Source organism: Mycobacterium asiaticum (assembly GCF_001673365.1).
In the GTDB taxonomy this organism is placed as follows: domain Bacteria; phylum Actinomycetota; class Actinomycetes; order Mycobacteriales; family Mycobacteriaceae; genus Mycobacterium; species Mycobacterium asiaticum_A.
Map to the genome: position 1 here is coordinate 104,122 of NZ_LZLS01000086.1, position 10,311 is coordinate 114,432.

The following is a 10,311-nucleotide window of genomic DNA, read 5'->3' on the forward strand; positions in this document are numbered from 1 at the left end:
TGCGAATTTCCGCGGCCAGAATGGCAGCCAGGTTCGGCTCGCGGAAGGAGGGCGAGCTAGTAGCGTTTGGTTTCGTGAGGGCCGCATCGAAGCGTGTCGTGTCGCAGGGCGAGATCTCGGCGGAGATCGCCGACATCGCGCTCGACTATGCGCGGCGGGGTGGGGAACAGACTCAGCCGAGGCTGGACTACCCGCCGTATCGCAGCAGCGTCTTGCGTCATCCGAAGAATCCACTGCTCGCGGTGGATCCCGACGAGATCGAGCGCTGGGCACCATGCTTCGGCCACCAGGACGTCGACCCGATGGATGCCGACCTGACCGCCGGGCATGCCGGCGAACCGCTGGGGGAGCGCATCATCGTCACCGGACGGGTGCTCGACGAATCCGGTCGCCCGGTGCCCGGTCAGCTGCTGGAGATTTGGCAAGCCAACGCCAGTGGTCGTTATTGCCATCAGCTCGATCAGCACCCAGCTCCGCTCGACCCGAATTTCACGGGTGCCGGACGGTGCCTGACCGGACCGGATGGGTCGTACCGATTCAAGACGATCAAGCCCGGCCCCTACCCGTGGCGCAACCACCACAATGCGTGGCGGCCCGCGCACATCCACTTCTCGGTGTTCGGAACCGCTTTCACCCAGCGGCTGGTCACCCAGATGTACTTTCCCGCTGACCCGCTGTTCGAGCTGGACCCGATCTTTCAATCGATCGTCGATCCCGTTGCACGCCAACGGCTTATCGCCGACTATGACCACAATGTCACCGAACCGGAGTATGCGACCGGCTACCGGTGGGATCTGGTCCTGTCGCGTGGCGGCGGGCTATGAGCGAATTCGGTTGCACGCCAGGGCAAACGATTGGGCCTTTCTTCGCCATCGGGCTGCCGTTCAGCCGCGGCGGTGAACTGGTGTGCGCGGACTTTCCGGGTGCCGTCGAGTTGTACGGCACCGTGTACGACGGTCTCGGCGAGGCGGTACCCGATGCGCTGGTCGAGATCTGGCAGCCCGACAGCGCCGGTCGGATCCCGCGGGCTTCGGGCTCGTTGCGGCGCGACGGGTGGACCTTCACCGGTTGGGGGCGGGCGGCGACCGACGCGGACGGGCGCTATGCGTTTACCACGGTGATACCCGGGGCGACGAGCGCCGGTCGGCCGCCGTTTTTCGCTGTCGCCATCTTCGCCCGGGGTCTGTTGCACCGCCTGTTCACCCGCGCTTATCTGCCGGGCGGCGACACCGATCCGGTGTTGGATGTCGTGGAACCGCAGCGCCGCCCGACCTTGTTTTGTATCGCCGAAAACGATTCGGGCCGAACGCGTTACCGGTTCGACATCCACCTGCAAGGGCCCGCCGAAACGGTGTTCCTGGCATACGAGGACGGGCAGCGATGACCAACCTATTGTGGCCCGGAGACGAGCGCGCTGGAGCGCACATGACCGACCAGACGTTGTTGGCCTCGATGGTGGCGGTGGAGTCGGCATGGCTGGGCGCGCTGAGTGCCGCCGGACTGGCGCCCTCTAAGAACGCCGAACTGCAACACCTGGTGGGGGAGCCGGATTGTGAGTTGCTCGCCCTCGGCGCCGAGGACGGCGGGAACCCGGTAATCGGATTGGTGGCGTTGCTGCGTGAACGGGCGACGCCGGTGCTCAGTCCGTGGATTCACCGCGGTCTCACCAGTCAGGACGTCGTCGACACCGCGCTGATGCTGGCATTGCGCGCCGTCATCGACCACCTCACCGCGGAATTGGACACGCAGATTGCCACGCTGTCCGCACTGGCGATGACGCACCGAGCCACGCCGATGATCGCCCGGACGCTGACCCAGCACGCCGCACCAATCACGTTCGGCGCCAAGGTTGCTGGCTGGCTGGACGGCGTCGTCGACGCCTATCAGCGGATCAGCCGACTGTCCACGCCGGCCCAGTTCGGCGGTGCGGTCGGGATTTATTCGGCCACAGTCGAATTGGCCTCGCAAGCCGGCGGTGCGACAGATCCGGCGCGACTTGCCGAGCGGGTAGCGCTAAATGCCGCAACCGCTTTGGGTCTCGATTTTCGCCCGCCCTGGCACACGATCCGCACGCCGGTCACCGCGGCCGCCGATGCGTTGGTCGGGTGCACGGACAGTTGGGGCCGCATCGCCTCGGACGTCGTCACCATGACGCGCCCGGAGATCGGCGAACTCAGCGAGCCGGCCGCTGCGGGCCGCGGTGGCTCGTCCTCGATGCCGCACAAGCGTAATCCGGTGCTGTCCATCCTGATTCGACGTGCTGCCATAGCCGCACCGCCGCTGGCCGCCACGCTGCACACCGCCGCCGCACTGGCCAACGACGAGCGCCCCGACGGCGCCTGGCACGCGGAATGGGACACCCTGCGCACCTTGGCCCGACACACCATTGTCGCCGGATCGCAATGCGGCGAACTGCTGTCCGGTCTGCAGGTGCACCGGGCGCGCATGGCGCGCAATCTGGAGGCTGCGGATATTCCCGATAAGCAGCAATTCGGGGCGGCCGAGGTGTTGATCGAAGAAAGTCTGGCGCGCGCCCAGCGGACTCTGGCGGGCTAGGCGGCTTGGGCCGGCTTTTGGGCGATGATCGCGACCGCGGTCAGCCGGTCCCGGTGCTTGCGGAAAGTGGCGCGCATGCCCAAGACCCGCTTGCGCGCATCCGGTTGAGTGAGGACGTTTTTGGCGAAGCGCAGCGCTCCTAGCAAGCCTTCGTCGGAGATTACCCGCCGCGGCTGCAACAGCGCCATCGGTGCCTTGGCAACATGGTCGACAACCAGCCCATGACCGGCCAACAGCGCCGACCATTCCGCGATCGTCAGGGGGCGGGCGTTGACTTTGATCGATCGAGCCAGCGATTGGCGGACGTCGGTGGTGATCTCTTCGGGAATGTCGTCGGGTGTCAGTGCGAGTTCGTGGATCGCATAGCGTCCCCCCGGTCGAAGTACCCGAGCCGCCTCGGCGACGATCGCGTGCTTGGCCGCATCGCCCTGCATGGTCAACATCGCTTCGCCGATCACCACGTCTGCACTGGCGTCGGGAAGGCCGGTTTCGGCGGCGTCCGTGACTTTGACGTCGCCGTGGCCGGCAACGACTCCGCGGACCATGTTGGCCGCGTCCGGGTCGGCTTCCGCGCCGAGGTAGGAACGCGGGCCGCGAGCGATGATCTCGGTGGCGGTCCGGCCCAGTCCGGGGGCCAATTCGAGCACGTCGGCGTCGGCGACCTCGGCGCGCGCCAGCAGGGTGCGGGTCAGTTCGATGCCGCCGGGGCGCAGTACCCGTTTACCCAACCGGGCCAGCAGCCAGTGGCCCTGGACGTGCTCGTCGTCCCGGTTGGACAGTGGTAGGGCATCTTCTTTTTCCCTGCTAGCCATGAGGCGCCTCTCCGTAAGATTCGGGTTAGGTCGACCTTACCCGGCGCCCGTCGAGGTTATTGGGCAGCCCAGCAATTATTACAACCAGATTGTGTAAACTGCTGCTGTCGGACGTTCGGGAAAAGGGGTGAGTCACGTGGTCGCTTCAGACCAGGAATCGACTGGTCGCCGCCGGTCGGTGCTGCGAATTCTGCGCGCGTCCCGCACGCCGCTGAGCATCGTCGCTATCGCGGAAAAGCTTGCTGTGCACCCCAATACCGTCCGATTCCATCTGGACGGCCTTATCGCAGACGGCCAAGTGGAGCACGTGAAGCCGGATCGTCGCGGGCCGGGGCGTCCGCCGCTGATGTTCCGGGCGGTGCCACAGATGGACCGCGGCGGCACCCGGCAGTACCGAATGCTCGCCGGGATCCTCGCTGTTGGCCTTGCGGCGCAAGATGATTCGGGTGCCAGCGCGATCGCCGCCGGACGGGCATGGGGCGAGCAACTCGAGCCACCCGCCGGTAACCCGGGAGTCGACGAATCGATCGAGCATCTGGTGGGCGCGCTCGACGAGATCGGTTTCGAACCCGAACGACACGGCAGTCAGCAAGTCGGACTGCGGCATTGCCCGTTCCTCGAACTCGCCGAGAAGCAGCCCGGAGTGGTGTGCCCGATCCACTTGGGGCTGATGCGCGGAGCGTTGGAAACGTGGGACGCGCCGGTCACCGTCGAGCGCCTCGAAGCGTTCGTCCAAGCCGATCTGTGTCTGGTCCACCTCGCGCCGGCGGAAGCGGGACAGTGAACGCCGGGCCTGCCATCGAGGTGGCGGTCACGTTCGTCTGGCTCGGCATGGTGCTGGCCATCTCGTTCCTGGAAGCTCCGCTGAAGTTCCGGGCGCCCAACGTGACACTGCAGATCGGGTTGGGTATCGGCCGCCTGGTATTCCGTGCACTGAACACCGTGGAAGTCATTTTCGCCTTGGTCATCGGCGCGATCGTCGTCGCCGGGCCGACACCTGCGCGGATCGTCGTGGCGTTTACCATTGCCGCTGTCGTCCTGGCCATCCAATTAGTGGCAGTGCGGCCGCGCCTGACCCGCCGTTCCGACGAGGTGCTCGCCGGGTTGGATGCGCCGCGATCACGCGCTCACTACGTCTACATCGGTCTGGAGGCGATCAAAGTGGTGGCGTTGCTCGTGGCAGGGATACTCATCCTGAATGGCTGAAAGGTGATTGCAATGGAATCCATTTCGCTGACCGGTCTGGCATCGGAGAAGCTGGCCGAGGCACGCAAGTCGCACAGCGGCCGCGCCGCCCACACCATCCACGGCGGCCACACCCACGAACTCCGCCAGACCGTGTTGGCCCTGCTGGCCGACCACGACCTCGGTGAGCACGACAGTCCCGGCGAAGCAACCCTGCAGGTGTTGCAGGGCCATGTGCGCCTCACCGCTGGCGACGACGCGTGGGACGGAAAATCCGGCGATTACCTTGCCATTCCGCCGGTGCGCCATGCGCTGCACGCGGTCGAGGATTCCGTGGTGATGCTGACCGTGCTGAAGTCGCAGCCCGGCGCCTCGCACTAGCTGTGCTCGCTACGCCCTGGTCGCGAGACTTCGGCCTGCGGGTACCGATCGTCAACGCGCCCATGGGCGGAGTGGCCGGTGGGCGGTTGGCCGCCGCGGTCAGCGCAGCCGGAGGGCTGGGCATGGTCGGCATGGGCAGCATGGCTACCAGAGCATCGCTGGCGGCCGAGCTGCAGCACGTGCGCGGCCGGTTCGGGATCGGCCTGGTCGACTGGGTCATGCGCGGCCAACCGGGGTTGCTCGACGACGCGCTCGCCGCCGGGCCGACGCTGTTATCGGTCAGTTTCGGCACCGACTGGTCCTGGGTCGCTGCGGCACATGATGCCGGAATCCCCACCATCACGCAGGTTTACGACGCCGCAGCAGCCCGCCGCGCTGCCGATGCCGGTGTCGACATGCTCGTCGCGCGCGGGGCCGAAGGGGGCGGCCATGGCGAAGTTCGGGTCGCGACGCTGCCGCTGTTGGACGCGGTACTGGAAGCCGTTTCGGATTCCGTCCCGGTGCTGGCCGGCGGCGGGATCGCCTCGGCCCGCAGCCTGGCCGCGGTGCTGGCCGCCGGTGCCAGCGGTGCATGGGTGGGCACCCGGCTGGCCGCCTGCCCCGAGGCGCTGACCGACGAAGCCAGCCGGCGCGCGCTGATCGACGCGGCGGAAACAGACACCCGGATCACCCGGGAATACGACATCGCCGCGGGTCTGCCGTGGCCGGAACGGTTTCCCTCGCGTGTGTTGACCGCCTCGCTGGGCGCCGAGGTGTCGGGTGCCGGCGTGGACGCTGGTCAGGGTGTCGGGATGATCCGCGACGACGCCTCGGTGCGTGAGGTCATCGACGCGATGTGCACGGGTGCGCAGAGTTTGCTGCAGCGCTGGTGGACGTGAGCACGACGCAGCAACGCGCCGGCCGCGGCTCCAGGCGTGCGTCGGGCCCGTAGGGAGCCAGTGCATCGGCGACGCCGGTAATGAGCGCGTGGTTCATGTTGCAGGCCAGTTCGGTCTGATCCTGGGCCAGGGCGTGGAACGGGCAGTTCGCCAGTTCGACCTCACCGTCGCAGGTGCGCGGCTCGTAGCCGTACTTGCGCAGCACACCCAGCGTCAGCTCGAGCGCGGCGGCGCCGTCTGCCGGCTTGTCGATGGCAGCACCGATGCTCTGTCCGCATTCGCGTGCGACATCGTTGAGTACCTCCACAACGGGCTCCCCGGTGGTGGCTGCGCGCGCGATGGCGGTGGCCATCAGCCGTCCGGCCAGTTCGTACTCGCGCTGCGGCAGACTGACGGCAATGTCGCGACCGACCCGGCGGTAGAGCTTTGCCGTGCGTCCGGCCCCCGGGCCCGACCGTCCGGTGACTCGGGCGTATTCGCACTCCAGTAGACCCTGCTCCTCGAGCCGGTCGAGATGGAATTTGGCCTGGTGGTGGGGTATGCCCACGGCTTCGGCAGCTTGGTCGCGGCTCACCGGCGCCGGCTGCGAGCAGACGTATTCGTAGAGCTGATGGCGTACCGGATCCGTGAGTGTGCCGATACCGGCGGCGTCGCGTTCGATGTTCATAGCTGAGCTCAAATCTAACGGATAAAACCCTTGACGCTACAGTCTACAGCTTCTAACGTTCTAATTATTATCCGTTAGAAATGGGAGGCACCATGAGTACTCAGCAAAGCGCCCGTCCGGGCGCGTTCACCGACCAGTTGAAGGACCCGGCCTACTCCGCCTATCTGCTGCTTCGCACGGTGTTCACGGTGGCGCCCATCCTGTTCGGCCTGGACAAGTTCTTCAACGTGCTCACCCATCCGCATCGCTGGAGCATGTATCTGGCCGGCTGGATCGACAATCTGATCCCCGGTACGGCAGATCAGGCGATGTATCTGGTCGGGGCCATCGAGATCGTGGCAGGCATTCTGGTCGCGGTCGCGCCGCGGTTCGGGGCCTGGGTGGTCGCGGCTTGGTTGGCCGGGATCATCCTCGACCTGGTCACCGGCCCAGGGTTCTACGACGTCGCACTGCGTGACTTCGGTTTGCTGGTCGGCGCACTCGCGCTAGCGAGGCTGGCGCAGGGCGTGCACGCGGGACGGATTCACGTCTAAGCCGTCAGACGCCACGCAGATACCGCTTGGCGATCACCCGCTGAGCCACCGCGACAAACGGCCCGCCAAGCCTGCTCCACCAGGTCGCAGGGCGGGAGAACGCCGACACCTCCGCGTACACCGCGGAGGTGTTCGGGTCGTAACGGACGGCAAAACGTTCCTCGCCTGACTCGGGGTGACCCGGCAGGGTGCCGTAGGCGAAGCCGCGCACGTCGGGCTCGTCGAGCACGTAGACCACCCGGCACGGCGCACGCAGCACACCCAGCATTTTGACCACCACCACCGTCGAAACCGCGACCGTCTCAGAGCTAGCGGTCACGCGCAGACCGGCCCCGCGCTGCATGCCCCAGTGCATGACGGCGTCGGCCGCCTGTTCGAAACGTTCCCGGCCGGTTCCGATCTGAGCCGAGGCGCTCATGTGGCCGTAACCCGACGGCAACTGCGCGGCTGCCGTCGCACCCACCTCGTCATAGGTCAGCTGTTGGTCGGCCAGCGCTTTGAGGTCCACAAAGCCAGCTTGCCACGCGTAGGGTTCGAGCCATGGTTGCAGAAAAATCCGGAAGCTTCGCGCTCGGTGGTGACCTGCCGGTCAACCGGCTCGGATTCGGCGCGATGCGCCTCACCGGAAAAGGGGTCTGGGGTCCGCCCGCGGACCGCGAAGAATGCGTGCGGGTGCTGCGTCGTGCGGTCGAGCTCGGCGTGAACTTCATCGACACAGCGGATTCCTACGGTCCCTACGTGTGCGAGGAGATCATCCACCAGGCGCTGCACCCCTATGAAGGTTTGGTGATCGCCACCAAGGCGGGGCTGCTTCGCACCGGCCCGGATATCTGGGTCCCGCTAGGTAATCCGAGCTACCTGCGCCAGGAATGCGAGATGAGCCTGCGCCGGCTCGGCGTCGAGACCATCGACCTGTTCCAGCTGCACCGCATCGACCGGAATTATCCGCTCGAGGACCAGGTGGGCGAGTTGGTGGCGTTACAGGCTGAAGGCAAGATCCGCCACATCGGCTTGTCCGAGATCGACGTCGACCAATTCAACGCGGCGCGCGAGATCGCGCCGATCGTGTCGGTGCAGAACATGTACAACCTGGCGACTCGCACTGCCGAGCCGCTGTTGGATGCCGCGTCCGCGGCCGGCGTTGGGTTCATTCCGTGGTTCCCGCTGGCGTCCGGGCCACTTGCGGCACCGGACGGGCCGCTGCAGAAGATCGCCGACGCACACCACGCGACGCCGTCGCAGCTGGCGCTGGCCTGGCTGCTCAAGCGCTCGCAGGTAATGCTGCCAATCCCGGGCACGTCGCGAGTGGCCCATCTGGAGGAGAACGTCGCCGCCGCGGAGATCACCTTGACCGACGATGAATTCGAGGCCCTGTCGGCTGCCGGAGCAGCGCAAAGCGACTAGCAATACGGTGTTCTGGTGGATCACCAGCACCCCGGCGGGGGATTCAACCCGCCCGAACCGACGCAGCAGGGCGGGCCGGACTACCAGCGGTTCATCGAAGGCGTCCGCAAACTTCAGGATCACGCTCGGGCCGCCGACGCGCCCGACGCGGTGATCACCGAGGCCGCCGACCGGCTCGAGGAGCTTTCGGCGTTGCTGGCGCCCTTCGACGCCGACGAATGGCAATCGCCGTCGGGGCGCCGGATGGACCTGCCGATGCGCGGAAACATACTCACCGTGCCGATGGACGCCCACAGAACCGACGACGGCCGTATCGAGGGGACGGCCCGATTTGCCCGGTTTCACCTCGGGCGCAACGGTGCCGTACACGGCGGGGTACTTGGCATGCTGTTCGACTCGGTTCTGGGGTTGACCGCTTCGGTGCTCACCGGCAGCCCCCGCCAGCGCACCGCCTACCTGAAGATCGACTACCGCAACATCGTCCCGATCGAAAAGGAGTTGCAGTTCTACTCCGGGATCGACAGCGTGGACGGGCGCAAGATTTTCGTGTCCGGCCGGTTGTGCGATGGCGACACCCTGCTGACCGAAGCCGACGCATTATTCGTGCGGCTCAAGCCGGGTCAGCCTTAAGCCGCCGATTCGGGGCGCGCCGAGAGATAACTGGCGCACACCGGTCTCGGCGCGTCGTGTGCGCTGGTTATATGTCGGGATCAGCGGCCGTCTTGAATCGCGTGGTACCGCACAGTTCGACCCCGATACGATGGTCCACCGACTGGTTTGTAATCCCGCCGACGCCGCTTGAGCATTGGAGAACACTCGATGAGCGCCCCGATCCGGGTTCCCGCCGGGACTACCGCCGCAGCCGCGATCGGCGAGGCGGGACTGCCGCGGCGCGGTGTGCCCGAGGCGATCGTGGTGGTGCGCGACGCTGACGGCAAGCTGCGCGACCTCAGCTGGGTGCCCAGCGCCGACGCCGAGGTCACCCCGGTCGCGGCGAACACCGACGACGGCCGCAGCGTCATCCGGCACTCGGCCGCGCACGTGCTGGCCCAGGCCGTGCAGGACCTGTTCCCGCACGCCAAGCTCGGCATCGGCCCGCCCATCGTCGACGGCTTCTACTACGACTTCGACGTTGCCGAGCCGTTCACCCCGGAGAACCTCGAAGCGCTGGAAAAGCGGATGCGCCAGATCGTCAAGGAAGGCCAGCTGTTCGACCGGCGGGTCTACGAATCCAAGGACGAGGCGCGCGAAGAGCTGGCCAACGAGCCGTTCAAGCTCGAACTCGTCGACGACAAATCGGGTGACCCTGACGTCATGGAGGTCGGAGGGGACGAACTGACCGCCTACGACAACCTCAACCCACGCACCCGCCAGCGGGTGTGGGGCGACTTGTGCCGCGGGCCGCACATCCCCACCACCAAACACATCCCAGCGTTCAAACTGACCCGCAGTTCGGCGGCCTACTGGCGAGGTGACCAGAACAACGCCAGCCTGCAACGCATCTACGGCACCGCCTGGGAGTCGCAGGAAGCCCTCGACCACCACCTCGAGCTGCTCGCCGAGGCGCAGCGGCGTGACCACCGCAAGCTCGGCGTCGAGCTGGACCTGTTCAGCTTTCCCGACGAAATCGGTTCTGGCTTAGCGGTTTTCCACCCCAAGGGTGGCATCATCCGTCGGGAGCTGGAGGAGTACTCGCGGCGCAAGCACGAACAGGCCGGGTACGAATTCGTCAACACCCCGCACATCACCAAAGAGCAGCTCTACGTCACCTCGGGCCACCTGGAGTGGTATGCCGAGGGCATGTACCCGGCGATGCACCTCGACGCCGAACTCAATGCGGACGGAACGGTGCGCAAGCCGGGCCAGAACTACTACCTCAAGCCGATGAACTGCCC

Annotated in this window: 13 protein-coding genes and 1 pseudogene; 11 read left to right on the forward strand and 3 right to left on the reverse strand. The window is 66.5% G+C overall.

All coding sequences use genetic code 11. From position 1 onward, the window contains the following. Nucleotides 1–74 precede the first annotated feature (74 nt). The 3 genes from pcaH to A5634_RS09495 are packed head-to-tail and all read left to right on the forward strand — an operon-like array spanning nucleotide 75 to nucleotide 2,556. Complete coding sequence (pcaH, locus tag A5634_RS09485; RefSeq protein WP_065143804.1) at nucleotides 75–824, forward strand: protocatechuate 3,4-dioxygenase subunit beta; 750 nt, start codon at nucleotides 75–77, stop codon at nucleotides 822–824. Next, nucleotides 821–1,384, forward strand: a complete 564-nt coding sequence (gene pcaG / locus A5634_RS09490; protein WP_065143776.1) for a protocatechuate 3,4-dioxygenase subunit alpha — start codon at nucleotides 821–823, stop codon at nucleotides 1,382–1,384. The genes pcaH and pcaG overlap by 4 nt, the downstream gene beginning before the upstream one ends. Further along, nucleotides 1,381–2,556: a lyase family protein gene (locus A5634_RS09495; protein ID WP_065143777.1), complete on the forward strand. Its 1,176-nt coding sequence runs from the start codon at nucleotides 1,381–1,383 to the stop codon at nucleotides 2,554–2,556. The genes pcaG and A5634_RS09495 overlap by 4 nt, the downstream gene beginning before the upstream one ends. On the opposite strand, the gene A5634_RS09500 is transcribed toward A5634_RS09495, so the two are convergent. Then, complete coding sequence (locus A5634_RS09500) at nucleotides 2,553–3,368, reverse strand: class I SAM-dependent methyltransferase (RefSeq protein ID WP_065143778.1); 816 nt, start codon at nucleotides 3,366–3,368, stop codon at nucleotides 2,553–2,555. The genes A5634_RS09495 and A5634_RS09500 overlap by 4 nt on opposite strands. A 127-nt stretch (nucleotides 3,369–3,495) precedes the next feature. On the opposite strand from A5634_RS09500, the gene A5634_RS09505 reads away from it, so the two are divergent. Genes A5634_RS09505 through A5634_RS09520 form a run of 4 tightly spaced genes read left to right on the forward strand, consistent with a single transcriptional unit; the run spans nucleotide 3,496 to nucleotide 5,812 of the window. Beyond that, the gene (locus A5634_RS09505; protein WP_065143779.1) at nucleotides 3,496–4,152 is read left to right on the forward strand and encodes a helix-turn-helix transcriptional regulator; all 657 of its coding nucleotides are present in this window, start codon (nucleotides 3,496–3,498) and stop codon (nucleotides 4,150–4,152) included. Then, nucleotides 4,149–4,574: a hypothetical protein gene (locus tag A5634_RS09510; protein WP_065143780.1), complete on the forward strand. Its 426-nt coding sequence runs from the start codon at nucleotides 4,149–4,151 to the stop codon at nucleotides 4,572–4,574. The genes A5634_RS09505 and A5634_RS09510 overlap by 4 nt, the downstream gene beginning before the upstream one ends. Nucleotides 4,575–4,586: 12 nt before the next feature. Further along, a complete protein-coding gene (locus A5634_RS09515) occupies nucleotides 4,587–4,934 on the forward strand; it encodes a cupin domain-containing protein (RefSeq protein ID WP_065143781.1) in 348 nt (115 codons plus the stop codon). Between the two features lie 2 nt (nucleotides 4,935–4,936). Beyond that, nucleotides 4,937–5,812 (forward strand): NAD(P)H-dependent flavin oxidoreductase, encoded by an 876-nt coding sequence (locus A5634_RS09520; RefSeq protein ID WP_065143782.1) that lies wholly within the window; start codon nucleotides 4,937–4,939, stop codon nucleotides 5,810–5,812. Here A5634_RS09520 and A5634_RS09525 read toward each other — a convergent pair. Continuing rightward, nucleotides 5,757–6,479, reverse strand: coding sequence for a helix-turn-helix transcriptional regulator (locus tag A5634_RS09525; protein WP_065143783.1), 723 nt, complete (start codon nucleotides 6,477–6,479; stop codon nucleotides 5,757–5,759). The two genes, A5634_RS09520 and A5634_RS09525, sit on opposite strands and share 56 nt — an antisense overlap. Nucleotides 6,480–6,571: 92 nt before the next feature. Between A5634_RS09525 and A5634_RS09530 the strand changes: the two genes are divergently transcribed. Further along, nucleotides 6,572–7,012, forward strand: a complete 441-nt coding sequence (locus tag A5634_RS09530; RefSeq protein ID WP_065143805.1) for a DoxX family membrane protein — start codon at nucleotides 6,572–6,574, stop codon at nucleotides 7,010–7,012. Between the two features lie 4 nt (nucleotides 7,013–7,016). On the opposite strand, the gene A5634_RS09535 is transcribed toward A5634_RS09530, so the two are convergent. Next, nucleotides 7,017–7,520, reverse strand: coding sequence for a DUF1990 family protein (locus A5634_RS09535; RefSeq protein WP_065143784.1), 504 nt, complete (start codon nucleotides 7,518–7,520; stop codon nucleotides 7,017–7,019). A gap of 32 nt (nucleotides 7,521–7,552) precedes the next feature. On the opposite strand from A5634_RS09535, the gene A5634_RS09540 reads away from it, so the two are divergent. From A5634_RS09540 to thrS, 3 genes and pseudogenes are all read left to right on the forward strand, one after another. Beyond that, nucleotides 7,553–8,416: an aldo/keto reductase gene (locus A5634_RS09540; protein ID WP_065143785.1), complete on the forward strand. Its 864-nt coding sequence runs from the start codon at nucleotides 7,553–7,555 to the stop codon at nucleotides 8,414–8,416. A gap of 12 nt (nucleotides 8,417–8,428) precedes the next feature. Further along, the gene (locus A5634_RS09545) at nucleotides 8,429–9,046 is read left to right on the forward strand and encodes a PaaI family thioesterase (protein WP_065143786.1); all 618 of its coding nucleotides are present in this window, start codon (nucleotides 8,429–8,431) and stop codon (nucleotides 9,044–9,046) included. Between the two features lie 189 nt (nucleotides 9,047–9,235). Continuing rightward, a pseudogene (thrS, locus tag A5634_RS09550) lies at nucleotides 9,236–10,311 on the forward strand (threonine--tRNA ligase); the annotation flags it as partial.

Excerpts from the sequence above, each read along its gene's own strand:
- pcaG (WP_065143776.1), top strand. The coding sequence starts at position 821 with ATGAGCGAATTCGGTTGCACGCCAGGGCAAACGATTGGGCCTTTCTTC.
- A5634_RS09495 (WP_065143777.1), top strand. The coding sequence starts at position 1,381 with ATGACCAACCTATTGTGGCCCGGAGACGAGCGCGCTGGAGCGCACATG.
- A5634_RS09500 (WP_065143778.1), bottom strand. The coding sequence starts at position 3,368 with ATGGCTAGCAGGGAAAAAGAAGATGCCCTACCACTGTCCAACCGGGAC.
- A5634_RS09515 (WP_065143781.1), top strand. The coding sequence starts at position 4,587 with ATGGAATCCATTTCGCTGACCGGTCTGGCATCGGAGAAGCTGGCCGAG.
- A5634_RS09525 (WP_065143783.1), bottom strand. The coding sequence starts at position 6,479 with ATGAACATCGAACGCGACGCCGCCGGTATCGGCACACTCACGGATCCG.
- A5634_RS09530 (WP_065143805.1), top strand. The coding sequence starts at position 6,572 with ATGAGTACTCAGCAAAGCGCCCGTCCGGGCGCGTTCACCGACCAGTTG.
- A5634_RS09540 (WP_065143785.1), top strand. The coding sequence starts at position 7,553 with ATGGTTGCAGAAAAATCCGGAAGCTTCGCGCTCGGTGGTGACCTGCCG.